Source organism: Bacillus cereus group sp. MS39, from assembly GCF_040448665.1.
Classification (GTDB): domain Bacteria; phylum Bacillota; class Bacilli; order Bacillales; family Bacillaceae_G; genus Bacillus_A; species Bacillus_A wiedmannii.
In genome coordinates, this window is record NZ_CP123058.1 from 2,903,722 (window position 1) to 2,929,966 (window position 26,245).

Here is a 26,245-nt window from a genome sequence, read left to right on the forward strand (position 1 = left end):
CTAATTGTTTATAAATGTTATTTGATGACACATAAAATAACAACTTTACGATAAACTCATCAATAACAACCTATTATGTTTTGATTTAGTATTCTTAACTTCCATCTAATTGTATAAAAGTATTCAATTAGGAAAATAAGAATATAAAGCTCACTAATCATAGATTAGGTTTTACGGAAAAATTCATAAAAATTATTCACCTTAAAAATTCAAACTTGTATAACTACTTTCTACATATAGGATGGAATTATAAAAATATTTCAATAAAACAAAAGACAGAGGCCTGATTATACCTCCGTCTTTTCAATTTATAAAGAACAAAAAATCATTTTATAACTGTATAAATGCCCTTGCAACAAATACCGTATTCCGCTATTTTTTTGAAGAAACAGGATCCATTTTTAATGTTTTTATCCCTTCTTTTAATGTAAACGCATCCGCTCTCAATGTTTTCCAACTATCTTTCGCTGCATTCAAATTAGGTTTTAGGAATTTGAATTTATTTTGATCCGCTTTTTGGGATGCTTTATCAATATGACTAAGCACTCCCGAATATTGAGAATCTAAATCATGCCATTGTGCAGACATATAGGTAAGTGCATTAATAGCCGATCCAATCGCATTGTGCATTTCATTAATATTATTATACGCAACACCAACTACACGATTTAATGTTACTTTATAATCTATAGTCTGACGTAATTGTGCTAACAACGGCTCTAACGTACCTAAATTATTTCTTGCTACCCCTATCATTACACCACCAGCAATCCACGTAGGAATTGAGGGAATTGATACAGTTATTATTCCATCTGATTCTACTTGTTTAAAATGTCTAACTTGCTCTAAAACTTCATTTAGGCGCTTTTCATCTTCATCAATTCCAGATGCTTGGTTTTTCAGAATCGAATGCAAAATATCTTTATGACCTCCAAATGCCCGGACATCTTCTCCAATACTATCTCTTAACTTAGCTAGTTCTTGTATTAAATTCTGTGTATATGCTTGATTTTGTTTAATCTCACCTTGTAAATCTGTAATGCCTTCTTTTAATGTGTCTGCATCCCCTTCATTAATCGCTTCTACTAATGTGTCATAATAATTGTCGAATTTAGTATCATACTCTACAATCCCCGTCAGTGTATCTAAAAGTTGTTTTTTTATGTGTGAATCCCATTTTGTAGCATGCTCTCTTGCATTCTTTTGATCTTGTAGAATTTGACTAGGTAGATTTGTATATCCTTTAATGTCAATTCCTTCAAAGTTAACATCTGGGTTTTTAATTAACAAATAAGAGTAATCATTCATAGATTTTGCAAATACCCCAGCATCTTGCAAAGCTTTTTTCATCTTTTCGCTGTTTACAGAAAGAGATATATCTTCGGTACTAGTTTGTTCCATTTTACTTTCACTTGCGAAGGCTGCCACTGGAGAAACTACAGTAGTTGTTGTCACAGTTAAAAATGTCGATACAGCAATTAGTTTATAAGGAAAGTTTTTATTCATTTTAATTCCTCCTATACATATATATTGATTTTTAATTTGTTTTTTCTTGTTTAAAAGCAATGTCTTTTGAAATGAATTCTGCATCCTTATGAATATCATTCCAACTTTGTTTTGCAGCCTTTAAATCATCAGGTATTAAAGAAAGTTTATGTTCTTGCATTTGGTCGATATTATCATATAAATCTTTATAATTTGCTCCCATCGTATTCCATTGTTGCTGAATATTCGTTAGAGACATGATTGCTTGATCCACTGTTTGATACAAATATGTCAACGTGTCTTTTGTATTAGTAAGTGAAATAACTGCTTGGTTAGCAAGATCGGCTTTCATACTTAATTCTCCGATTTTATTAGAAATTTCATTATAAGAGTTCATATGATTAGATGCCGTAACACCAGCTGCTGTTCCTAAACCGATACCAGCTGCCCCTAGAGCTGTTAGACCACCAACAACAGCTGGTGTCGCTGTGCCACCGGTCACAACAATTACTACCGCTCCTGCAATCGTTCCAATAACTAAAATAGCTGCTCCTAATCCACCACCAATTGACCAGGCTAATACATTATCAAAATGTGCTTTCTGCGTAGAACGTAAATTCTCAATTTCGGCCTGAAGTTGTGGGACTAGTGCTTGTTTTCCCGCTAATATAGCCGTTAATCCCCCTTGTCCATCTGGACCTCCAACATTATTTTTAAAATCTACAGTATTTGTATACAACTTTGTTTTGAAAGCTTCTAACATCTTAATAACTTCCGTAACTTCATTTGAATTTGTATGAATTGTACCGATTAAATCCGCTATTCCTTCTTTGAGGCCCGCCTTATCTTTCTTTTTTACAGTATCTACTAGTGTGTCGTAATAATTTTGAAATTGTTCATCATAATTTACAATATTACGTGCTGTCTTTTGAATGTTTGGCTTCGCTGTATCTAGCCAGTAATTTGCATTGATTCGTGACAGTTCCTGATTCAGGTGAATGTTTTTGATTAATTCTCCCCCTCCTGAACCTAAATCAACGTTGGATAAATTTACATTCGGTTGCTTAATCATTGTTTTTGCGTACAAATCCATTACAAGAATATGAGAGCCTGTTTCAGCCAACACTTTCTTTAACCCTTCAGGTCCTAACGCATAATTTTCTATTTTCTGTTCTTGTGCTGTCTGTTCTTGTGCAAGTGCGTGAATAGTACTACCATTCGTAGCAGTTATAACCGTTGCTAAAGCGGCCAAAGTTATGACCTTAAATGGAAATTTCATTTTTTAATTCTCCTCCTTATTTCCAGTTGCGTTATAATTTTTTTATTAAACCTTATTTCTTAATATTAAAATTTATTAACTTGTTCTTCGAGTTGATTTGTTACATTTTTTAGTCGTCTTAATGTATCTTTTTGAGACTGAGTGTTATTCGTATCAACTTCAGTCGATAATTTTGTAATACTCTTATTTATTAGATTCAAATCCTCTTTATAACGTTTCATTAGCTCAATTTCTCCATCTACTTGATTAGCAAATGTATGCAAATCATTTTGCATGAAAAGAATCATTGATTTTTGTAAATCTACTACTGTTAATTTAGTTGTTAAGTCATATAATGTCTGATTTTGTTTCTCTAAATCATTTAAATATGCTTTTTGCTCTGCTGTTAGTTTATTAATTTCGGCAAAGGTACTATATGTTTTTTTAATTTTTTCAGGATCAATCACTTTCATAAGATCATACTCTTTCGTTTTGGTAACCGCAGCTGCAGCAATTTCACCTTTTTTACTTTTCTCTATCGCTTCACGCGCTTCTTTTTTGGCAGCTTCAATTTCTATAACTGATTTTCCCTTTTCTGTTGCTTCTTGCTCTGCTTTCTTCTCTGCTTCTACAATAGCATTGTTTATTTCTTTTCCTTTGTTATACGCCACTACTGCGGTTTGAGCAGCCGGTTCAATGATATCTTTTGATAGACTATAAATTTCTTGGAATACCTTTAGCCCTTGTTCATTTAAAGCTCCTGGTAATAATGCTATTTGCTCTAAATCATTTTGAATTGATTTTTTTGTATTTAGCATTTCATTTTTTAATTTGTCTATTTTTCCTGTTCCCTCTGAACTAAGTACACTTTGTGCTTTTACCACATCTGTATCAAGATTTTTCAGTTTCTTATCTACCTGTAGTTTAAGATCTGTTAACTCATTAATCTGACGTTGCACGTTTTCTTGGTTTGTTATAGTCATATCTTGAAGAACTTCCAGTCTATCTAAAAACCCTTCTTTATTTTCCTTATTATCTACAAATCCTTTTAATGTTGGATAATAGCTATTAAATTTGGTTGCAAATCCTTTACTTTTTGAATTTAGTAGAATTAATTTTGGATATAGTTCTGAGGACCACTCTTTCATATCTTGTTTAATTAGAAATTGAGTTGTATTTAAAGATGGAACTTCTTCAAGTTGCACATTCGGACTTGCTAAGGCTCCATCTATAAAGGTTTGTGTTAATTTGGAGTGTGCACCTATTTTTCGTAATGCTGAGGAAATATCTATATTTTCTTGTTTCGTTTCTGCCTGAACGGTTGGCGTTGCGAGAGTATTGATAGGAATAGTCGCTCCAGTAACGATTGATGTTATTAAAAATCCTGTCATAATTTTATTCTTCATTCCGTACACCTCTTCACTATTGTTTTTTACAGTTTTAATCGTAAATGTTGTACAACCTAACGTTAGGATTTCATCACACACACTTGAGGATAGAAATTTTTTCAAAAAAGTAATTCCATCTCGTTTTTTATTTATTTTTGAAACAATATAAGGGCCTTACTTCCCCCTCATTTTAAACACTATGTTTTTCATAAGTAAACCAGAAAATCGCTTTTATTAAATTTGATTTTTCAGATATTTATTATTCAAATTATAAAATATTATATTTAAAAAAGTTAAATCCAAATTTCATTTCATAAAGTGAAATAATTATACTATGATAATTAAACATAAAAATCCTTTTATTCACCAAAACCTATATCAATCCCTCATCCAAAAATGATTTTAATATAATTTAATAGTAATTGACGCATATGTGTCTTTTAGATGGATATGTAAAATTACATATCCATCTAGGAGTAACTAGCATACATACGCCAACAATATTATTATCGTATAAATAATAATATTGTTACTACGAACACCACAGGAGAAAACTCCCCTCATGCACTCTAGGGGATAGAATGTCTATGTAATAAAATTTTTTACTTATATACTTACTATTCATTATAGAAATACAAAAAAGCGATTCTTTTCACATGAAAAGAATCGCTTTCTAGGTTCATATTTTCAATTACGTTACATAAAGAATTGAGGAATTATCATTTAAGAGACTTAACTATCACTTCAGTTGCCTCTGCAATGAGTTGATTATCATAGGTAGCCTCTTTCTCATCTTTACTAGATAAAATTGCGATGATAATGGGTGCTCTATTTGGCGGCCATACGATAGCAATATCATTTCGTGTCCCATAACTTCCAGCTCCTGATTTATCTCCAACTATCCAGTCAGTTGGTACGCCTGCACGAATAAGTTTGTCTCCTGTAGCATTTCCTTTCATCCACTCTGTAAGAATGTTACGTTTATGAGCTGGAAGCGCATTTCCGACCGTGAAAGCTTTCAGATTAGTAGCAATTGCTTTCGCTGTACTAGTGTCACGAATATCTCCTGGAATAGCTTCGTTTAACTCTGTTTCAAAGCGATCAGCCATAGTAATCCGATCACCCATCTGTCTAAGCGCTTTTTCATATCCTTTAGGTCCGCCTATTTTATTAAATAAAATGTTCCCTGCAGTATTATCACTTGAACGAACAGCAGCCTCAGCAATTTCTCCTAGTGTCATTCCAGTATCTACATGTTTCTCTGTAACAGGTGAATATTCAACTAAGTCTTCTTTCGTAAATTTAATGACTTCATTTAATGTATCAATTGAGTTTTGCTGTAGTAATACTCCTGCGGCTAAAGCCTTGTAGGTTGATGCGAAGGCAAATCTTTCGTTAGGTCGATAAGAGATTGTTTGATTTGTACCAGTATCAATCGCATATACACCTAATCGAGCATCAAATTTTTTCTCAAGTTGAGAGAACTCTTTATGCGTCGCCTGATTTTTATGTTTCACTTGTCCAGTCTTTTCTTTCGCTTCAACTTGCAGTGACCCTCCTGTAAAAGCTTCTAGGCTTGTAACACTTAAACCTAATATACCAACGCATATTCCTATTTTTAGCATCCTTTTGTTTTTCAAAATCATCATTCCTTTCAAATTTTCAATACTGAAAACAAGTAGTAAATTCAATACACTGTATCCTATTTAAAAACCTGTTTTTATACGTACACATAATAGACCACCTAAGAAACAAGTTTGTTCCATAAATTTAAAACCTTTTTAACAGTAGCCAAAATATTAACAAAAGTAAGAGATAGCAACTGTGATAGTTGCCATCTCTTATTTCAAATCTTCCTTTAACTTATAAAGACTTTTATATAAACAGGGTCTCTTCCCCTGAGAAAAGTACACAAATTTTACTAATTTTGATTTGAACTATCTGTATTAGTATCTCCACCATGTATACGTTGCTTTTTTAAATCAAAGTATACATCTAAAACTTCCTTTCCAATTATAGAATTAATTCCACTTTTATCATCATGAAGCCATGGGACTACTATAGAAAATGCTACTTCTGGATTATCATATGGAGCATATCCAACTAACGTTAAATTGTAACATTCCATACGTTCTCCTTTTGCATTTCTACCAATTGGATCATCTCCACCATATACAGTTTGAGCTGTTCCTGTCTTTCCTGCTGGTTTATATGGAGCATTTTTGAAATGTTTCACACCAGTTCCATCACCTTCTTGGAATACCCATCTAAACCCCTCTTTTATCCGATCAATATGTTCTGTCTTCATATCAACTCGATTTAATACGACAGGCTCTATAGAGCGTATAACTTTGCCAACCTCTTCTTTTATTGATTGTTCTCGTATTTCTTGTACAATTTGAGGTTGCATTCTATAACCGCCATTCGCAATCGTTGAAATATATTGTGCCAATTGCAATGGCGTATACGTATCATACTGACCGATAGAAAAATCTAGTAAAAAACCAGGTTGACTATCTACTGTTCTCGTTTGTCCAGTTATTTCATTCGGTAAATCAATACCTGTTGGGACACCTAAACCAAATTGTTTAAAATAATAGCGCATCGTATCAAATGCTTCTTGTTTAATATCCAACGTACCATTTGGTACGTAATTAACCCCCGCGATTTGCAAGGCCGTTTGGAACATGTATACATTCGAAGATACTTGTAAAGCTCTTAAATCATTTACATTACCAAATCCAGATACATTCCACGATTTCTTAGCTTGTGTACCTTTAAATTTCATCGGTGCATCATAAAATTGATCTCCTGGCTGTATTGCCCCTGTCTCATATCCAGTTAATAAAGTAGCACCTTTTACAGCTGATCCTAGCTCATACGAAGTTGTCATGTTACCTAATGCCAAATCCTCAATCTCCATTTTCCCTTCTTTTTCTACAATCTTTTTGCCTGCCATAGATAAAATCTGTCCATTATTTGGATTCGTCATGACGACAAAAGCTCGGTCCAACAGTGGCTCTGAACTCTTAAAAGCCCTCAAATTTTTCTCTATACTTTCTTCCACTTTCTTTTGTAATTCCATATCAATCGTTAATGTTAAACTATTACCACTTTTTCCTTTAGAGATTATTTCTGTGCTAACAATATTTCCTGATTTATCAGTAATGTTTTTCACTTCTTCTTTTGTACCGTGTAATACATCTTCATATCGTTGTTCAATATAACTTTTTCCTACACGATCATTACGGTTATATCCACGTACCAAATAAGAATCTAAGTTTTCTTTCGGTAATCCTTCTTCACTGCTTGTAATATTACCTAACACGGAACGAAATAAATTACCATTTACGTAATTACGTTCCCAATCAACCGTTGCATCTACTCCTGGGAACTCCATAAGCTTTTCACTTATCCGTGCATACTCTTCATCTGTTACATCTTTTTTAATAATTTGTGGTGTCAGTTGATAACCTGAACTCATTTTACTTTTAATAGCTAACACTTTTAAATCTTGTGCTGTTAATTCTGCCAATTCTACTTCTGTAACGCGACTTCGTCTTAAGTCATCAATTTTTTTATCTAACTCTTTTCCCTCTATTCCCTTTTCTTTAAACTTTTCTATATCTTTTTTAGTAATCTTTGTCTCCGCATGTTTCGTATTCAACTGCATCCAAAAATCTTTTTTATCGATTTCAGTTAACTTATTTATATCTTGTTCGGGCATTTCAAGTACTTTCGCTAAGTCTTTTGCTGTTTTTAAAATATCTTCACTCGTAATTCCTTTCACCCTTGTATACGTAATTGTGCGAAGAGATTTATTATTAACGACTGCTTTCCCTTCTCGATCTAGTATTTGTCCACGTGGAACTGGTATACTAGTTGTTTCATTTTGACTGCTCTCCACTTGGTTCTTATAAGCCTCTCCCTCAACGATTTGTACTTTTCCTAGCTGCATAATAATGGCTGAGAATAGTAGAAATATGCAAAGGAACATTATATTTAATCGAATAGATATATATGTCTGCTGCTTTTTTTCTTTTTGTTTTTTCATAAATCCTCCATATAATTCTTCCGGAACTCCTCACTAATACTTAGTAAATAAATACGTTCCCTATATATTAGAAATCACCATTCAGTTATAAATAGTGTCTTATCTTTTTTTCTACATCCTTGTAAGCATCAAGCCTTCTTCGTTTAGCCGCGTAATTGATAAATCCCCTTTCCTGTTTTTCTCTCTATTTTTTTATTGCTTGCATTAGAAACGCTAAACTGTATAATGACTCATATTAAGCTTAAACATAGACTTGCTAGTAACTTTTCATACTAATTATTCCTTTCTTCATGCTGTTATACTTAATAGACAACCTAAATAATAAAATTGTTCCACATTTACAAAAAAAATAATTAACTATAAGATGAAATAGGCTACATAAGGGAGGGTTATATGTTACATATAAAAAGATGGAGATTTTTTGCGGTTCTTTCTATTGTAGGTTTGATTTTACTAATTTTATTAAAAATCAACTTCATCTCAATTACTATCGCAACTTCTTCAGCTGAAAGAGGAAAAATTTCCGATCAAAATGGTGTAATACTAGCTACAAATAAGAAAGTTAAGTCTCTATATTGCACTTCTAATGATGAAAAGGTATCGAATCAAGATACATCAAACACATTAGCTTTTTTTAATCAATTTTCAAACGAGTTTCAACATGACATTTCGGCAGAGGACATAAAATCACAATTACAACAATCTTGTAAAAAGCAAACTATGAATGATTTACCGTTATACTCTGACATAAATGAGAGTGAACTTACATTCATAAACAAGAACAAACCCAATAATGTAATAATTAAAGATGAATGGATTCGATATTATCCTAAACACGAAGTTGGTTCACAGATAATTGGGTATGTAGAAAATGACCTTAATTCTAAGTATGGACCTGTTGGAAAAAGTGGGATTGAGCTTCAATATGAAAATGATTTAAAAGGAAAACCCGGAAAAACACTGATTTTTAAAATGAATAATAAAAAATTCTTATGGAACATTCAAAAAGTTCAAAAAGGAAAAGATGTCCAGATAGCTTTAGACTCTAAATTGCAACAAAAAACAGAGGAAGCATTAAGATCTCAAATTAAGAAAATACGTGATGCTAAAGCTGGTTATGTTGTAGTAACCGATGTAAAAACTGGCGCAATTTTAACTATGGCCAACTCGGCAGTGTTTGATCCAAATACATTAAATACACATGTATCATCTAAAAATGAAAACATTAAATCACTTTCGCAAAATAAAGCAATTCAAAAATTAAAGTATGGTGAATCTTATGTAAATATGGCCTCAACTATAAAGCCACTTACTATTTTAATTGGATTAAACGAAAAGCTTTTTCAACCTGAAGATACTTATTTAGATAAAGGTACTTTTCAATATGATAATCAAAATAACATTACGAATGCACCTGGAACGCCAACAGGTGAGATTACACCAAGGCAGGCTATCATTAATTCATCTAACACATTTATGACAGCAAAAGTAGCTCTACCCTTATTCAACCAAAATAATGGGAATATAGAAAAAGTTGCACATATATGGACAGAGTATTTAAAGCAATTTGGCCTTCGTTCTAAAACCGGGGTTGATTTACCTTTTGAAGAAGACGGACAATATGAATTTCATCCAACAAACAAGTTTGAAAATGGTATCTCCGCCTTATTAAATGCCTCTTGGGGAGGAAATGAAGTACACACTCCTCTTCAACTTGCTCAATATGCAGCAACTTTAGCAAGTAAAGGTGATAAATATAAACCTCAAATCGTAAGTGCTATTATTGATCAAAATGGTAAGGAAACAAAAAAGTTTAAACCAATTTTAGAAAGTTCAAATCGTTACCCGGTGAAATTTTGGAGTGTCGTGCAAGGTGGGATGAGCCAAAATATAGAGGAAATTAAAAACTTACCCTTCCATGTCGCAGGTAAAACGGGTATTACAGGTTTTCCGAATGAGCAAGAAAAAATGATAAATCATTCTCTTTTCATTGCATATGCTCCTACCGAAGATCCACAAATCGCCATTTCTGTCGTTATTCCTGGTAGTAATTCAGAAAAAAACATCGCTGCTCTCGTTACATCGGAAATTTTAGAGTCTTGGCATACACTTCAAAAAAAAGATAATAACAAAGAGGAAGGTTCATTAAAGTGAACCTTCCTCTTTTACCATATAGAATCTATATTTATTATTTTCCAATCACCATTATCATTCTTTTCGAACATAAATGAATACTTAATATCAGTTAAAACATACTCTTTTTGTACATATCCAGTATTACCGTTAATTGTCGATATTTTTATATATCCATCATTTTGCACTTTTTCTGGAATCCAAGCTTTTACCATTTCATTAGATACTTCATATAAAACTTGTGATTCTCGTTTTGGTTCAGCTAAAATTTTTGTTTTATTTCCAGTAACCGTTGCATATATAAAATGCGCTTGCTTTGGTTGGTTACTTTCTGTCAATCCACTTGGTACTTTGTATACTTTTTTTGTATCATTTGCAAATTCTCCCCCCATTGTAAGAGCGACTTGCAACTCATGAAAAATATCTTCATCAAACTTCAATTCATCCTTCTTATAACTCTTCCCTTTAAATAGAACTTCATCATTTAACGCTCTATACAAGTCATTTTCATTTTTTGAATTTGTACTTTGATATAATTCATTCATAAATTGTTTTAATGTTGGATCTTGAGCAGACTCATCTTTAGTTTTAGGCTTAATTTGTGTACTACTTTGGACCGGTGATTTATTATCATCAAGCCATGGTTGTTGAACGATAACAAATAACATTGTACAAACCAAAACAACTACTATAGGCAATGCTCTTTTACGAAACGGTCTTTTATGTTTTACAAGATCCGCTTCATTATTTTCATATATAGACTGCTTTATTTTAAAAATAAACTCTTCTTCATCTTTACGATTCTCCATTGGGCCTTTTTTTAATTGTTTATACCAGTCAGGATTTTGTTTATTGTTCATCACTACTACCCTCCCCTATTAATTTTGAAACCTTACTTCTCGCACGGCTTAATCTAGATTTTACAGTTCCAATGGATACTCCTAGTGTTTCGGCCATTTCTTCATAAGATAATTCATATTTCGCGTCTAAAATTATTATTTCACGGTGTTTTTTAGGTAGTTTTAATACAACATCCCACACTTCATTCATTTCCTCTTGATTAAAAAATTCTTTTTCTGCCGATGGAGATTGCTTATCATCACTAAAAAAACCTACTAATGATATCCTTTTAAAATAGGAGGATTTCAAATAGTTTATTGCTGTATTTCTTGTAATTTTTAATATCCACGTTTTAATAGATGACTCCTTTCGAAATGAATTCCAATTTTTAAATACCTTTATAAATACATCTTGCGTGATATCATCTGATAAGTGTGGATCTTTCGTAATAATAAATGAATAATTCCATACATCTTGCCAATAGTCTTTTATAACATAGTCAAGCTCATCATGAATACACTTTTCAATAAACGTCTCTTCCATTTCCACACCTCGAACTTATTTGAATAAAGATAAAACTGCCCTCACTTTTATTATGGTTTCAATATATAGACAAGATACAAGTTTCATTTGTTCCGTTCTTTATCTTTTTTTAATAAAAAAATCCTCCTAAAAATGTAAAGCGGTGCAATTACTTTCATAACATAATCATCTATACATTCTTTTACATGACAGGCTCCTAACAACAAGTAAAGCATACAATGTTAAAAATACACTCAAAAAAAATCTGATTATTATTTGTGCATTTCACGCAAAACTCCACTTGTATCACCCTTTTTCTTAGAGCATACTTATTTGTGTGCTCTATTTATGTTTTACTAAATAACTGTTTTGTTAAAGTTTAAAATTCCCATCACTTGTCCCTTTCAATTTGTTTTACTCTTCTATTTACTATTAGCAATACCAACCTTTCAAAAATGAAAACAAAGATGAGTTATTATCTTTATTCAGCCACAACAAAAAAGCATTCTCGATTAAGGAGAATGCTTTTTCGAAACTTAATTGTTCTTTGTATTGCTCAATTTATACCTTCGTGTTAAGCAAACAATGAATGTAGTAAAAGATTTCACCTTATAGTTACTTATTTTTTCTGAAAAACATGTTTTACTTTTTCGCCTGGAACGTTACTCCCCCCTCTTCCTTTTACATCTTCGATCATCATGGTAACGATCATGTCGGGCGCATTTGCATCAAAAGCTGCAAACCATCCAAGTTCTTTTCCGTCTGCTTCTTTCGACTCCTTCAGTTCTGCTGTACCGGTTTTACCAGCAAGAGTTATACCATCAACCTTAGCAATTCTCCCCGCGCCATCAGGGTCATTAATGACTTTTATTAATGCGCTCTTTAATATCTCTTGATTCTTTTTAGAAACCACATTTTCTTTCCAATTCCCCGCTACTTTTGCTTCTTTTAAAAGATGAGGCGATGGAATATTCCCTTCATTCACAATCGGTGCATATGTTAATGCTAAATGAAGTGGTGTCATTAATACTTGTCCTTGTCCATATCCCGTGTCTGCTAGTTGAATATCATTTTTTATCCCATCTCTTGCAATGATTGAAATAGGAAATTCGTATTCGATTGGTAATTTTTCATGAAATCCGTATTTCTTAAATTCATTTACATACTGATCTTTTCCCATTTTCAAAGCTTGTTGAGCAAAATAAATATTATCAGAGTACTTCATTGCCTTATCAAAATCAATTGGACTAGCTTCCTTCACACGTGTTACATAATAATTTCCCCAAGATGAATCTTTTGCCCACTTTAATCCTTGAATTTTAAATTCTTCCTTAGGGTTTATAGTGTTTGTTTCCAAACCAATTGCACCAGTAATCGTTTTAAATACGGAACCTGGTACAAATGCTTGTGTAAAACGATTCATCATTGGTAGTTTCGAGTCGTTATTCCATGCTTCTCGTTGGGCTTTTGATGCTCCTCTAACTATTGTATTTGGATTATAAGCAGGGCTACTTACAAGTGCAATAGTTTCACCTGTTTTAGGATTGACCGCTGCACTAGATCCTGCTTCATTTTTCATCTCATTAAAGATTTTTTCTTGAATTGCAGCATCAATTGTTAACGTAACGTTTTCCCCTTCTTTTGCTTCTTTTTTTGCTATGTTTTTAATCTCTTTCCCGTTCTCATCTTCCATAAATACGCGTCCACCCTTTTCACCACGTAATTTATTCTCTAATACTTTCTCTAAACCGGTCTTACCTACTAAATCATCTGCATGATAACCTTTTTTTTGAAGCGATTTTAACTCCTCTGCATTCACCTTTCCTATATATCCTGTTAAGTGTGCCGCTGCTTCTCCTAATGGATACGTACGAATATTTACTGGACGAGATGAAACTCCTTCTAATTCAATATAATCATTCTGTCTAGTTCCCTCTTTTAATATACCAATTGGTACAAAGGAGTCTGGTTTTATCCATTTCGCTGAAAGCTTCTGATCGACCTCTTCTGTAGACATATCCAGTAACTGTGCTACTATTTCTTTTGTTTGTGCTGCCGTTTCGCCTAGTTTCTCCGGAATAATTCCAACCTCAGTCGCTTTACCATTCGTTGCTAGACCTTTCCCATTTCGATCGTATATTTCTCCACGTTTTCCTTGTTCTGTTTGCATACGTACCTTGTAATCTTTTTTCATACCTGGAAAAATGAAATCTGGTGTCCAATCTATTTTCCAAGATTCTTTTTCTTTCACAAGTTTTGCTTCATGGATAAATGAAGCTGTTCCTCCATCCGTATCCATCTTAACTTCAAAAAGAAAAAGTTCTTTATCTTTAGCATTCTCTCCTTTCGTTTTAACTTTTAAATTCTTAACGCCAATACCTTCATAGATTTTTTGATATTTTTCTGTAAATTCTTTTTTAGAAATCGTTTTTTTTGCATGATCTGATAAATAATCATACATATTTGCAAATTTTTTATCATTCCATAAATTGATATATTCTTCAAATACTTGTTTTGGCGGTTCATTTTTATTACATCCTACCAACATAACTGCGAAACAAATGAAAAACAGCATCCATAATTTTTTCAATTCAATCTTCTCCCTTAATTAAAAATCATTATTCCTTTCTTAATTTATTAAATAAAAAATGTTTCAACGCTTAATAGACATTGTAAGTAATGACATTGTTCCATATTTACAAAAAAATTAATTTACACTTAAGTTGCATTAGAAGAGGGAAGTTTGTAAGCTTCTTACAAGCTTAAGGAACATCTATATTTAGCAAACGTTATCATTATTAGTGGTGTTTTGAAAAATTCATTTAAAATACCTTTTAGTTCGTTTTCGCCGATTTTACCTTTTTTCTTTATAGATTTTTGAAACAAAAAATAGAATCCTAATAATAAGGATTCTATATCAATAAATATCAAAAATCACTTAGGGTATAAGTGTTATTTTCATCACTTCGAGCCGTTAATAGTTAGATTTGTTTTTCTTAATCTAATGGTGATGCGATTCTACCCATATAGACTTTTTTACTTTTCCGTAATATTTATAAAATTCACGGCTCTCTTGTCCTCAGTACCTAACGCCGTATTCACTTTATCTATTTCCTTGCTTAATTCTAGTGCTTTCCCTTGATTGACTAAATTAAGATTTCCAAAAGATTTATTAAAAGATAGAATCTGTCTAGTTTTTTCTTTCCCATTTATTTCTTTGAATAATGTATCCTCTACAATTAATAGGATTACGTTGGATCCACCACGATGCGGAGATAGCCATACATCCCCTTCATATTGAACATTCATTTTTTTCTGATCAAATGTTAGTTCTTTCAAGTCTTTATATTCTTTATTTGCAAATAAGATAGTTTCATCTTTTTCTATTTTTGGTAACGAACCAATAGGGACTGATGATGTAAGCCCCTCGTTATTATCTCTTTCGCGTATAAGCCCCTTTTTATTCATTTTTTCAGCAGTTGTTCTACTAATAAATAGTAAATTACTAGTAGCAGTATCCATAGAATCCCCCAAATTAGTCGGTAGCTTTATGTCGAGCTTGTTATTATCTATCGTCCCTTCTTTTAATTGATATAGGTCTTGTGAGCTTGTTATATCTTTGTATGAGTCAATTATAGAGCTCCTTGTTTGTTCGTTTATCGCTCCTACTTCTATTGAAATTCCATTTGCTGGAGAGTCTTTTGTACTAAATAATGAACATGCTCCTAACACGGTAATCGAAATACCAGCTACTATTAATAACCCAAATCTTTTTTTCATTCTATATTCTCCTTATTTTTATTTTTTTGAATTGAATTAAATCATTGTTTTATACATTTTCTTCAAATATTGAGCACGAACAAAGTAGAAGTATATAATTTGTAAAACTAAGAAACAAACCAATACTATAACGGAACTACCCAAGACTGAAAAATCAGCTAACTTTTGCAAGGCCATAAAAGCTACGACACTATGTGTAATTGCTATTACAATGGGTAAAAAGAATAGTAATACAAGTTGACGTGACACAATTTTCTTTAATTCGAGTTTACTTAAACCAACTTTTGCTATCATTTTATATTGCTGCTGATTTCGTTCTAAATCTGTGTATAATCGGAAATATAAAAAACTTGCAGCAAATGTAAAGAAAACAATGCCTATTAATACACTCATAATGGATGCAAGTCCAAAACCTTGTTTCATCCCTATCCAAGTAAGAATTAAAGTCGAAAATGTATATTTTTCGTTGTCTATTATATGCTCATTTATACCTTTATTATCCTTCTGAAAAGCAGCTACAATATTTTCCGCAACTTTTTTTGTTTTCTCCCAATCTTTCACAATAAAACCATTAATAATGTATTCAAAATAATAATTCTCTGGATCCACTATCATTTGATTATATACAGCGTCTGGTACAATAATTATCGTTACTCTTGTATCTTGTAATTCTTTCGGAGTAAGTATTTTATTTACATGCATATCTTTTTTTATATCTCTATACAACAATTGAAAGCTATTTTGATTAGATTTTGAATTAGCAATTTTTTTTGAAGGTATGACAAGACTATCATTTTCATCTTTTAAGCTTTCTTTTTCAAAACCAAATGCCTTAGCTAACTTATTATAATCACTTAATTTTATAACGGTTGATAATATATTACTGTTATAGAGAGTATCTTGAATTTGTTTTATTGAATAAGTCACCTGTTTGAAATTAAACTCACCACCATGGAGTTCGCTTTCTATTTTTTTTAAATGTTCTTTTTCTAAATGGTTATTATTATAAGACTGATAAGAAAATGCAAAAGGACTTTCCGATTCAGCCATGGATGAGTTGCCTAATCCCATACAAGTCCCCACTGCAGTGAAGGCAACGGTAGAAATAATAGTGACCATAAAAAACATTTTTGCATTATCTTTTAATTGATACACTAAATCTGAGATGGTTAGTATGTTTGTTTTCTTAAAGAAAATATTTTCCCTTTTCTTTAATACACGTAACACATACACACTGAGCTGTGTAAATAAGAAGTACGTCCCAAGTACAACAAAGCTCACCCCTGTCGCCATCATGAATAATACATATTGCATATCCTTGTATTGAATTGCATTAACACTATGGAATACAGCCGTATATCCTAATCCAATACAAATAAGTGCGAATAAAGACAGCCAAAAGGATGATTTGGGTTCAGGCTTTGGCTTTTCTTCTGCTTTTATTAATTCTACTAATTGCTCTACATTTACTAGTCGAGAAGTGAAAAGTGAAATAAATAAAAATAATAAGAAGAAAGCTCCAAATGTTATTCCAATTGCTTTAAAGGGCATGTAAAATGGGAGTCCTTTATCAATCATTAGCAGATTGTTGCTCATAATTAAGATAAACTTAGAGAACGCCATTCCAATTGTAATTCCTGTTAAAATTGAAGCGATACCAATTATTATATTTTCAATAAATACTAATTTGTTCAATTGTGAACGTGACATCCCATGTAGCATTAGAATTCCAAAATCTTTTTTTCTTGTTTTTAAAAATGCACTTACAGAATATAGGATAAAGAAGAATGAGAAGAAAAATATTAACCCCTGCGATATTTGTAATCCTGACTTTGCAAATGTATTGATTGTTACACTGGTAGCAAGATCGCCTTGTAAATTAGGATGAAATGCAAGTAATGCATAGGTAAAGAAAATCATAATAGCAAACGTACTACTTAAAAAATGAGCCAAATATGTTCTTTTACTACGAATAACGTTATTAAATGCGAACTGTCGAAAAGTCATTTGCATTTCCTCCTAATAATGCTAAAACCTCTAGAATTTTTTGATAGAACACTTTGCGATTATCTCCACAATAAATCTCATTGTATAATTGTCCATCTTTGATAAACACAATTCGATCACAATAACTTGCAGCCATTGCATCATGTGTCACTAACATCATCGTTGTGCTATTTTCTTTATTAAGCTTTGTCAATAATTCCATCACATCACTAGCAGATTTTGAATCCAGATTTCCTGTAGGCTCATCCGCAAGTAATAATTTTGGATTATGAATAGTAGCACGTGCGATTGCAGTTCTTTGTGCCTGCCCACCAGAAATTTCATACGTACGTTTATCTAATATTTCAGTTATCCCTAGTTTTTTAGCAATAGCTTCTACTTTCCCTTCCATTTCTCTAGGACTGACACCATCAAGTGTAAGTGGAAGAACAATATTTTCTTTCACTGTCAATGTATTAAGGAGATTAAATGATTGAAAAACAAACCCTAATTCACGTCTTCGAAATAAAGACAGCTGATTTGGAGATAACAGATACGGATTTTCTCCATGAATTAATACTTCTCCTGATGTTGGAGCATCTATAGTAGACACCATATTTAATAGCGTTGTTTTACCGCTACCAGATGGTCCCATAATTCCTACAAATTCACCTTTGTTTATTTTTAAATCAATATGGGATAATGCTGTATAAGAAATTTTCCCAGGATAAACCTTCCCTAAATCTGAAACATGTAGTATCTCCACAAGTATTTCACCTTCCATTTCTCTTTTCGATATATGAAGTGTAACCTATATATAGTATGTCTCATATCGATTTCCCTAACAGTTATCTAACAAGTTTGTAAGATTCAAAAGAAAAACCGATGAAAAGTATACCTTTCATCGGTTAACGAGATGCATACGGGAATATGATTCTAACTTTTGTTCCCTTACCTACTTCAGATTCTAGCTCAATCTTATGATTTAATTTTTCACATACTTCTTTAACAAGATATAATCCCATTCCCGTAGACTCTTTAAATTTCCTACCATTTTCTCCAGTATAAAATGGATTGAAAACACGTGGTAAATCAGCAGTAGGAATACCAACCCCATGATCTTTTACTTCTAAAATAATTGCTCGTCCTTTTGAATACGCCGATACTATTACTTTCTCTTTCTTACTTGATGAATATTTAATTGCATTTGATAGTACTTGATTGAGTATAAATCGAAACCATTTCTTATCTGTTTCTACAATAAGATTCTGATCTACTTTTACCTCTGGATACACATAACTACGTATAAATAGACGTTTATTTTCATGAATAGCAGAATCAATCATTTCCAATAACTGCAATCTGTCCACATGAAAATCCTGTTCAAATGTTTCTAAACGAGCAACATATAAGACCATTTCTAATCCTTTTTTGATTCTTTCCGTTTCTTCATTAATACTGTCAAATCGAGAGTCATCTGCATCTTGTGTAATTAACTCAATAACAGAAAGCGGTGTTTTCATTTGATGAACCCATTGATTCATAAAAGTCATTTGTTCTTGTTGTTTTCGTTCCCATTTTTTTAATTGGTTTTGATAATATTGATATTGAGATTGTAGTAATGTTTCTAAGGCCATTGATAATGGAGTCAAATCACTATCTTTTATTGACTCATTTAAAGTTTCCATTGGTGTTGATAGACGCTTGTAGAATGAACGATGACTATAATAACGATATATTAAATAACCCATTAATAAAAAAACACCCAAAAATACAGAATATAATGCCGTCAAAATATGTGGATAACCATCAAACCAATATATAAAAAGAATGATAAGCAATTGGGCAAATGTATAACAAATGAGTGGAATATGTTCCTGTAAAAATAATTTCATTATTCCTTTCCTTCCTTCTCCCAAGTAGCATGCAAACGATATCCAGCACCACGAACTGTTTCCAGTGCGTTTTCAATACCTAAATCTTGCAATTTCCTTCTAATTCTACCTATGTTTACACTCAATGTATTTTCGTCTATATATGAGCTATCCCATAGTTGTTCTAAAATCACTTCACGTTTTACAAGGAGCGGAGACTTCGTTATCAATATTTCTAATAAAGTGGTTTCTTTTCTAGTAAGTAAAATTTTCCTATCATTTAGTTGAAGTTCCATTCTTTCTGGGAACAGGAATAATCCCGATTGCTCAACTATCCGTTCTTTTACTTTAGGAGCATATTCACCGTATGCTCTTCTGAGTTGACTACGGATTTTAGACATTACAACCTCATAATAGAAAGGTTTCGTAATATAATCATCACCACCATTTTCTAAAGCCATAACTTGATCCATCTCTCCACTCCTTGCAGATAGAAATACAATTGGACAAGTAGAAATTGCTCGTATTTGGCGACACCAATAATAACCATCAAAATTAGGTAAATTTACATCTAATAGCACTACATCTGGTTTTATCTCTTGAAATATTTCTAAGATATTTTCAAAATCCTCTATAATAATACTTTGGTATCCATATTTTTTTATATGAGTTCCCAGTAATTCAGCAATTTTCATATCATCTTCTACAATCATGATTGTATTCATAACGTACTCTCCTTTAATTTAGGCGCAATTTTTAAAGTTCATTTGGTATTCAATATTTTACTTATGTAAAAAAGATGATATTTTACCTACCCTCACAAATGCAATAAGTATCCAATAAAGCGTATATTTGTTGTTACTTAATAAATTGAATAGGGATTGTTTCTATCTTTTTTCTTTACTTAAGTCGATTCTTTTTTAAACACATAAAAAGACCGCCACAGTTTTGTGACGGAAAAACAGAAAAATTTTAATAACTAATTACTATTATTATTTATTTGTAGTTTTTAAGGTATCTAACGCTATTTTGGTTGCTTCTGCAATAAGCTTATCATCGTATTTAGCATCCTCTTTATCATGATTAGAAAGTATCGCAAGAACAATTGGCTTTTTATTTGGTGGCCAAATAATTGCGATATCATTTCTGGTTCCATAAGATCCCGAGCCTGTTTTATCAGCTACTTCCCATCCTCCTGGAACTCCAGCACGAATTAAGCTGTCTCCCGTAGTGTTCTTTTTCATCCAATCTATTAATAAATCCCGTTTCTCAGTTGAAAGTACATCTCCTAGCGTAAAAGCCTGAAGACTAGTAGCTAATGCCTTTGGGGTACTAGTATCATGTACATCTCCTGGATGCACTTCGTTTAACTCTGGTTCAAAATGTTCAGGATTTGTAACGGTATCTCCTATTTCTCTCAGTGATTTTTTGAATTCACTAGGTCCACCTAATTGTTTAAGAATAAGATTTTGTGCAGTATTATCACTATATCGAAGGGAAGCATCTGCAAGCTCTTTCAGAGTCATACCTGTATCAACATACTTTTCTGTAATTGGATTGTAATTAACAAGATCTTCACGAGTATACAAAACTCTTTGATTTAGATCTTCTATTGATTTCTTTTGTAAAAGTACTCCCACAGCTAAAGCTTTGTGGGTAGATGCGTATGCAAACCGTTTATCTGATTGATATGTAACGGTTTGATTCGTATCAGTGTCCAATGCATAAATACCGAGTTTAGCATCAAATTCTTTTTCAAGTTTAGCAAAAGAATCATTACCAGTAGTTTCTTGTTTGATTTGATTTGTTTGTTTCGTTTGTTTAAGTGATTCAGATTGAGTATTACTATCGGAACAGCCTATAAGCGTTGCACATGAAAGAAATACTACAGGTACCGCCTTTTTGTAATGTAAAATGTTAAAAAACTTGTTTAAGACTATCATACATTTTCAACCTCTTTCAAGAATATATGGTTTTTCTAGGTGTTATACATACCAATAAAATTAAAGAGTATATCGGATATCACTCTTCAAGCATCCAACTTATCATAAACACCTGTTTTATACGAATACTTAATAGACAACCTAAGTAACAAGTTTGTTCCATACATTTAAAAATATTTTAATCAACAACAAAGTTATTAACAAAAAAGTAAGGAGTGAATCGACTGTTCACTCCTTTGAATGATAACCGTAGAGGTCCATTTAGCTTTGAAATAAAAATTGATAAAAAAGTGCTTTAAGCTTTTTTTAATAGCAAATGTAAAAATCCATTTTCAAAAAAATTTAATCAAAAAGGTGTTCAGGGGAGGCAATCTGAATAAAATTCAAATGTTTCATTCGGTTTATGACAGATAGTCCTTCATTAACTCTATGTAATTCAAGCCATCTTTCGAAACCAGAAAAAAAGGAAGAAAAGCCAATAGATTTTTGCAAACTGGGCGTATAATTTGATATTGTAAAGCCCTCTGGCATCAATTTGTTCATCACCTATCATCATGTATCCCTTGGTTGAAACCATCAGCTTTTCTGTACCGCTTCCCAGTGAATAGCTCGAAAAGTTATGGGTGTTGAGCTCAACTTAACGACGACGGGAGCTGCCCCCAATTAGTGATGAAACCCATTATCACATTTCGTATCATGAGGCATAGACCCATCCAGGGAATCCAAAAAGGCAACAGCCTGTTTGAGGTTTCTCAAAAATAAATGCGCGAGATCCATGGAAAATCCATTTCGAACCACAACGCGCATAATCGTCACCGCTTCTAGATTTGGAGGCAATGGATAGGCAGGTACTTGCCAACCGAACACACGCAATTGTCGAGATAAATCATAAAGATTCCAGTTTGATGTGTGACCATTTTTCAGTCGCCAAGCGAAAACCGGTATATCCGAACCATCGGACAAAAGTTCGAAAGGTTCCATCTTTTGAATCGCCTTGCTAAGAAAAAGAGCGACTTTCTGAGAAGCCCTTTGGACATCATAGTAACCCCTTTTCCCCAAACGCAGGTAATTGTAATATTGCAGGAGTACTTGTGCACCAGGACGTGAAAAATTCAGGGCAAAAGTTGGCATGTTGCCGCCTAAATAGGAGACGCGGAAGATTAGATCCTCAGGGAGATCATCAGCTTCCCTCCAAATTATCCAACCCAATCCAGGGTAGACTAATCCATATTTATGTCCGGATACATTGATGGACTTTACCCTCGGCAATTGAAAATCCCAGACTAAATCTGGTTGAAGAAACGGGGCTATAAATCCGCCCGAAGCCGCATCCACATGCATAGGAATGTCGAGTCCCGTCCTCTCCTGTAAATCGTCCAACGCTTTTGCAATGGCAGCAACTGGTTCGTAACGTCCGGTATAAGTCTCACCGAGAATCGGTACCACACCAATCGTATTTTCATCCACGGCTGCAATGACCCCCTGAGGATCCAACCGGGAATGCTCAGGGCTAACCTTTACATAGCGTGGTTCAACCTCCCAATAGTTCGCGAATTTTTCCCAAACGACTTGAACAGCAGAACTAAATACAATATTAGGCCGATCCACCGGCTTCCCCTCTCTTTTGCGTGCATTTTGCCAGCGTCTCTTTAACGCAAGCCCCCCGAGCATACATGCTTCCGACGATCCAGTTGTTGAAACGCCCATAGTTGTAAGGGGGCTAGGGGAATGCCAGAGATTGGCTAAAATGCGAACACACCGCTCCTCAATTTCAGCTGTCTGTGGATATTCGTCCTTATCAATCATGTTCTTATCAAATGATTTAGCATATAGCCGCTCTGCGGTAGGCTCCATCCAGGTGCTAACGAACGTTGCAAGATTCAAGCGTGCATTGCCATCTAGAGTAATTTCATCATGGACGATTTGATACGCTGTTTCTGGTAACATGCCTTCATCAGGCATGTTAAATCGCGGAACGACTGATTCTCCTTTGCGGGCAAACAGAGGATTTATAGAAAATTCGGGAGGCAGCTCCATTTGCACATGACGTGGTAGATATTGTGGATTATCTGGCATAATCTCTTTTCCTTCATATGTATCGTTTTGAACTTCTTCTTTTCGATCCTGCGGCATACTAGTCCCCCTTAATTAATGGTTTAACAAATATATTATTTACAAAAAAATATTTGTTAAACCAAGGAGGAAATTCTATTAAAAGGTACTGCCACCATTCAAATTAAAGAAATATAGTTTGTGATTATAAAATAGAAATCGATTTATATTATAATGAAAACATCGAATATATGAATGTGATTTTCTGAAATTTCTAAGACTACATTACAAATGTGAATAACTAAAAAACTATCAATTCAAATAATTTGAGAATATGGAACATTTTAAGCGAGATTGAGATAATTATATTCACAAAAGAATTGATGCAACGTTAAAAAGAATGAGCCCGGTACAATACCGGACTTATATTCATACAACCGCCTTATTTTTCTATTTAACTGTTGGGATTCAGCTCATAATGAAACATACTTTTACATAAAAGACTTTCGTATATAAATTTTTCAAATGAGTTATTAGCGAATTGTTGACCAATATCACTTTCTGAGTGAGTAATTTTTTTGATTGATGATGTAATAAATTTTGTTCTTTTCTTTTATGTAAAATATTCTAGTTTTGCATTAGGAAAGAACTGTTTCATATAGGAATACAGATAGTTTTTTATATCCTCTTCTTCTTCTTTTTGATAAATGTATTTTCCGATTCCATATTTCCCCCATTTATACCTTCTTTTCTCTTCATCTAATTCTAATTTTGTCATCGGGTAGTTTTTTTCAATCATTCTCTTAGCTGGCTTTGTAAAACGATGTTGAATAAATTCAAATGTAATATCATCCCGTGCATCAAGAGGTAATTCAGCATTTAGGCGTTCAAACATATGATAGTACCCTTCCTGCCAGCCTTCATGCAGGTAAATAGGAGCTACAATGAAACCAAGAGGATATCCGGCTCTAGCTACTTTTCCTGCTGCCTCAATTCGTTTAGCTAAGGGAGAAGTTCCTGGTTCAAAGTTTTTAATCACATAATCAGCGTTTACACTAAAGCGAAATCTTGTTTTTCCATTATGTTTAGCATCAAGTAAATGATCTACATGGTGAAATTTCGTAACAAATCTCAATTTCCCATATTCTGATTCTCCAAAATGCTCAATAGCCCGTTTAAGGGTATGCGTTAAATAATCGATTCCTACAATATCTGAAGTACACGACGCTTCAAATCTTGTTACTTCAGGTGCACGCTCTTTCATGTATTTATCAGCAGCATCTAAAATTTCTTCAACATTTACATACGTTCGTATATAAGGCTTACTTCCCATCGTTGTTTGTAAATAACAATAATGACAATGCCCCATACATCCCGTTGCAAAAGGAATTGCATACTCTGCTGAAGGCTTGGAAGTATCAAATTTCAGTGTTTTTCTAACACCAACAACAAGCGTAGATTTTGCTACTCGATACTTTTGAAAATCATTATCGCCTGGCAAATCTCTTACTTGATTATGGGAAGTAGTATGTCGAATTTCAACATCCATCTTTGAAAACTTCTCAAACAGCTCTTTTCCCAAAGGATAATCTAATGCTTTAGGTTCAAAATATACGAGCTTAGGCATAAATGGCTTATTCATTCCAACATCCCCTCTGAAATATCACCATAATAGTAAGTGTATGCTTGATTTGCTTCATCTTCGGTAGCATATATAGCCATCTCATTTGTTAGTGGATAATACGTTTCGTAAAGAAATAGTGCTAATTCAGTAGGTCTTTCAGGATTATATACAACTGCTGCAGCTTGTATATTAGCTACGTCTTGAGTATGAGGATTTCGATAAAAAATATAGACAATGTCACCAGCATGATACGTATTACTTTCAGAAGAAAATTCCATTCCATCACCATCTCATTTCATAAAATTCAATGCTCAAAGTTTTACTTTCTAATTTCCCTGTAGTGTAGCTATTTAATTTCATTGATAATGATTACGTCATACAAACATACTTTGAAAAATGAATAATAAATGCACTACCAAAAAGGCAAGCATATATCAATGCTTGCCTTTCGTTCTAACGACGATGTTCAACAAGATCGATTACACCTAAAACGACGTGAGCTAAACCAAAACCAAATACTGTATTTGCAATCATTTTATTAGTTCCACGAGTTTGTTTAAGAGCATAACCTGCTGCGGTCACTGCTGTACCTAAAGCTGTTGGAATTAATCCTTCACGAATGTCCACAGTGATGCCTCCTTGTTTCGTAGTTAGTAAATTTGTTTTAATGCCTCGAAGTAAAGTATTAAAACAAGTATTAGTATTTTTCTTTTTAATAAAATTATGTGAAATTTTCATAAATAATATTTTAAATCCATAACAGCTATAAAGATTGAAAAAATTATTAATTAACAAATAAGAGAATATCTTCAAAACGTATTTTCATATAAAAATTGTATACCTCAGACAAAAAAATTCTTTGTGGAAATTCTCTCCATAAAAAAGTGCTCCTACATTTATATAGGAGCACTTTTTTATGAAACACTATTCTTTATTTGCCTATGAACCACTTTATTATAATAACCATGCTTTACAACTTGCCTAACATCATCTACCTCAATATCCATTCTTTCCGCAATATCTACAACAATTGTATTTTGTAAAACATTCACTACAAACCCCATTAATTGTAAATTAGGGTTTTTACGATATGAAAATTGAACGTAATCCCCAAGTGTTACTTCTTTATTATGCTTCATTTGGCGCCCCCTAAATTATTGATAGTTATACAATAGTTTTCCCTTTTTTTACTTCTTCATAATGGGGTTACCAGTTTATCATTTTAGCTAATTCATCTCCCACCTACTCACTCTACGTTCCTTGAGGAAGGGGTCTTCTTGGCTAAAACGATAAAAGTTATGCATAT

The 26,245-nt window shown here is 32.9% G+C and carries 20 protein-coding genes; 1 reads left to right on the plus strand and 19 read right to left on the minus strand.

Features of this window, described 5'->3' with window-relative positions; all coding sequences use genetic code 11:
* Positions 1-372: 372 nt before the first annotated feature.
* From QEP67_RS15340 to QEP67_RS15360, 5 genes are all read right to left on the minus strand, one after another.
* Positions 373-1,506 carry an HBL/NHE enterotoxin family protein gene (locus tag QEP67_RS15340; protein WP_001038657.1) on the minus strand — a complete coding sequence of 378 codons (1,134 nt, stop codon included), beginning with the start codon at positions 1,504-1,506 and terminating at the stop codon, positions 373-375.
* Between the two features lie 31 nt (positions 1,507-1,537).
* Complete coding sequence (locus QEP67_RS15345; RefSeq protein WP_000671564.1) at positions 1,538-2,764, minus strand: HBL/NHE enterotoxin family protein; 1,227 nt, start codon at positions 2,762-2,764, stop codon at positions 1,538-1,540.
* 65 nt (positions 2,765-2,829) lie between these two features.
* Entirely contained in the window at positions 2,830-4,149 is a 1,320-nt protein-coding gene (locus QEP67_RS15350) for an HBL/NHE enterotoxin family protein (RefSeq protein WP_000791004.1), read from the minus strand.
* 701 nt (positions 4,150-4,850) lie between these two features.
* The gene (bla, locus tag QEP67_RS15355) at positions 4,851-5,777 is read right to left on the minus strand and encodes a class A beta-lactamase Bla1 (RefSeq protein ID WP_064056613.1); all 927 of its coding nucleotides are present in this window, start codon (positions 5,775-5,777) and stop codon (positions 4,851-4,853) included.
* 275 nt (positions 5,778-6,052) lie between these two features.
* Positions 6,053-8,185, minus strand: a complete 2,133-nt coding sequence (locus tag QEP67_RS15360) for a penicillin-binding protein 2 (protein ID WP_000744257.1) — start codon at positions 8,183-8,185, stop codon at positions 6,053-6,055.
* Positions 8,186-8,578: 393 nt separating this feature from the next.
* Here QEP67_RS15360 and QEP67_RS15365 point away from each other — a divergent pair, with 393 nt between their 5' ends.
* The gene (locus QEP67_RS15365; RefSeq protein WP_000902386.1) at positions 8,579-10,339 is read left to right on the plus strand and encodes a penicillin-binding protein 2; all 1,761 of its coding nucleotides are present in this window, start codon (positions 8,579-8,581) and stop codon (positions 10,337-10,339) included.
* Between the two features lie 11 nt (positions 10,340-10,350).
* Here the strand turns inward: QEP67_RS15365 and QEP67_RS15370 are convergent, their stop codons facing one another.
* From QEP67_RS15370 to QEP67_RS15435, 14 genes are all read right to left on the minus strand, one after another.
* Positions 10,351-11,178 carry an SH3 domain-containing protein gene (locus tag QEP67_RS15370; protein ID WP_001060749.1) on the minus strand — a complete coding sequence of 276 codons (828 nt, stop codon included), beginning with the start codon at positions 11,176-11,178 and terminating at the stop codon, positions 10,351-10,353.
* The gene (locus QEP67_RS15375; RefSeq protein WP_000393076.1) at positions 11,168-11,701 is read right to left on the minus strand and encodes a sigma-70 family RNA polymerase sigma factor; all 534 of its coding nucleotides are present in this window, start codon (positions 11,699-11,701) and stop codon (positions 11,168-11,170) included. Before QEP67_RS15375 ends, QEP67_RS15370 begins: the two co-directional genes overlap by 11 nt.
* A 598-nt stretch (positions 11,702-12,299) precedes the next feature.
* A complete protein-coding gene (locus QEP67_RS15380; protein WP_000737738.1) occupies positions 12,300-14,270 on the minus strand; it encodes a penicillin-binding transpeptidase domain-containing protein in 1,971 nt (656 codons plus the stop codon).
* Between the two features lie 446 nt (positions 14,271-14,716).
* On the minus strand, positions 14,717-15,460 hold the full coding sequence (locus QEP67_RS15385; RefSeq protein WP_000745515.1) for a lipoprotein BA_5634 family protein: 744 nt from the start codon (positions 15,458-15,460) through the stop codon (positions 14,717-14,719).
* Positions 15,461-15,496: 36 nt separating this feature from the next.
* Positions 15,497-17,467 carry an FtsX-like permease family protein gene (locus QEP67_RS15390; protein WP_000144195.1) on the minus strand — a complete coding sequence of 657 codons (1,971 nt, stop codon included), beginning with the start codon at positions 17,465-17,467 and terminating at the stop codon, positions 15,497-15,499.
* Positions 17,442-18,212 (minus strand): ABC transporter ATP-binding protein, encoded by a 771-nt coding sequence (locus tag QEP67_RS15395; protein WP_002108271.1) that lies wholly within the window; start codon positions 18,210-18,212, stop codon positions 17,442-17,444. Before QEP67_RS15395 ends, QEP67_RS15390 begins: the two co-directional genes overlap by 26 nt.
* Positions 18,213-18,354: 142 nt before the next feature.
* A complete protein-coding gene (locus QEP67_RS15400) occupies positions 18,355-19,341 on the minus strand; it encodes a sensor histidine kinase (RefSeq protein WP_000765319.1) in 987 nt (328 codons plus the stop codon).
* On the minus strand, positions 19,341-20,045 hold the full coding sequence (locus QEP67_RS15405; RefSeq protein ID WP_001092333.1) for a response regulator transcription factor: 705 nt from the start codon (positions 20,043-20,045) through the stop codon (positions 19,341-19,343). The genes QEP67_RS15400 and QEP67_RS15405 overlap by 1 nt, the downstream gene beginning before the upstream one ends.
* A 267-nt stretch (positions 20,046-20,312) precedes the next feature.
* Entirely contained in the window at positions 20,313-21,263 is a 951-nt protein-coding gene (gene bla / locus QEP67_RS15410; protein WP_000636452.1) for a class A beta-lactamase, read from the minus strand.
* A gap of 663 nt (positions 21,264-21,926) precedes the next feature.
* The gene (locus QEP67_RS15415) at positions 21,927-23,396 is read right to left on the minus strand and encodes a glutamate decarboxylase (RefSeq protein ID WP_001135429.1); all 1,470 of its coding nucleotides are present in this window, start codon (positions 23,394-23,396) and stop codon (positions 21,927-21,929) included.
* 532 nt (positions 23,397-23,928) lie between these two features.
* Complete coding sequence (gene splB, locus QEP67_RS15420; RefSeq protein ID WP_001039639.1) at positions 23,929-24,957, minus strand: spore photoproduct lyase; 1,029 nt, start codon at positions 24,955-24,957, stop codon at positions 23,929-23,931.
* The gene (locus tag QEP67_RS15425) at positions 24,954-25,217 is read right to left on the minus strand and encodes a transcriptional regulator SplA (protein ID WP_000396093.1); all 264 of its coding nucleotides are present in this window, start codon (positions 25,215-25,217) and stop codon (positions 24,954-24,956) included. The genes splB and QEP67_RS15425 overlap by 4 nt, the downstream gene beginning before the upstream one ends.
* A 175-nt stretch (positions 25,218-25,392) precedes the next feature.
* Positions 25,393-25,566, minus strand: a complete 174-nt coding sequence (locus QEP67_RS15430) for a hypothetical protein (RefSeq protein WP_000354585.1) — start codon at positions 25,564-25,566, stop codon at positions 25,393-25,395.
* A 287-nt stretch (positions 25,567-25,853) separates the two neighbouring features.
* Positions 25,854-26,078: a DUF2187 domain-containing protein gene (locus QEP67_RS15435; protein ID WP_000682218.1), complete on the minus strand. Its 225-nt coding sequence runs from the start codon at positions 26,076-26,078 to the stop codon at positions 25,854-25,856.
* Positions 26,079-26,245 lie beyond the last annotated feature (167 nt).

Bases quoted from the DNA above. Each gene is read 5' to 3' on its own strand.
- QEP67_RS15375 (WP_000393076.1), bottom strand. From the start codon at position 11,701: ATGGAAGAGACGTTTATTGAAAAGTGTATTCATGATGAGCTTGACTAT.
- QEP67_RS15345 (WP_000671564.1), bottom strand. From the start codon at position 2,764: ATGAAATTTCCATTTAAGGTCATAACTTTGGCCGCTTTAGCAACGGTT.
- QEP67_RS15340 (WP_001038657.1), bottom strand. From the start codon at position 1,506: ATGAATAAAAACTTTCCTTATAAACTAATTGCTGTATCGACATTTTTA.
- QEP67_RS15400 (WP_000765319.1), bottom strand. From the start codon at position 19,341: ATGAAATTATTTTTACAGGAACATATTCCACTCATTTGTTATACATTT.
- bla (WP_064056613.1), bottom strand. From the start codon at position 5,777: ATGATTTTGAAAAACAAAAGGATGCTAAAAATAGGAATATGCGTTGGT.
- bla (WP_000636452.1), bottom strand. From the start codon at position 21,263: ATGATAGTCTTAAACAAGTTTTTTAACATTTTACATTACAAAAAGGCG.
- QEP67_RS15385 (WP_000745515.1), bottom strand. From the start codon at position 15,460: ATGAAAAAAAGATTTGGGTTATTAATAGTAGCTGGTATTTCGATTACC.
- QEP67_RS15360 (WP_000744257.1), bottom strand. From the start codon at position 8,185: ATGAAAAAACAAAAAGAAAAAAAGCAGCAGACATATATATCTATTCGA.
- QEP67_RS15425 (WP_000396093.1), bottom strand. From the start codon at position 25,217: ATGGAATTTTCTTCTGAAAGTAATACGTATCATGCTGGTGACATTGTC.
- QEP67_RS15350 (WP_000791004.1), bottom strand. From the start codon at position 4,149: ATGAAGAATAAAATTATGACAGGATTTTTAATAACATCAATCGTTACT.
- QEP67_RS15415 (WP_001135429.1), bottom strand. From the start codon at position 23,396: ATGCCGCAGGATCGAAAAGAAGAAGTTCAAAACGATACATATGAAGGA.
- QEP67_RS15365 (WP_000902386.1), top strand. From the start codon at position 8,579: ATGTTACATATAAAAAGATGGAGATTTTTTGCGGTTCTTTCTATTGTA.
- QEP67_RS15370 (WP_001060749.1), bottom strand. From the start codon at position 11,178: ATGAACAATAAACAAAATCCTGACTGGTATAAACAATTAAAAAAAGGC.
- QEP67_RS15390 (WP_000144195.1), bottom strand. From the start codon at position 17,467: ATGACTTTTCGACAGTTCGCATTTAATAACGTTATTCGTAGTAAAAGA.
- QEP67_RS15435 (WP_000682218.1), bottom strand. From the start codon at position 26,078: ATGAAGCATAATAAAGAAGTAACACTTGGGGATTACGTTCAATTTTCA.
- splB (WP_001039639.1), bottom strand. From the start codon at position 24,957: ATGAATAAGCCATTTATGCCTAAGCTCGTATATTTTGAACCTAAAGCA.
- QEP67_RS15405 (WP_001092333.1), bottom strand. From the start codon at position 20,045: ATGAATACAATCATGATTGTAGAAGATGATATGAAAATTGCTGAATTA.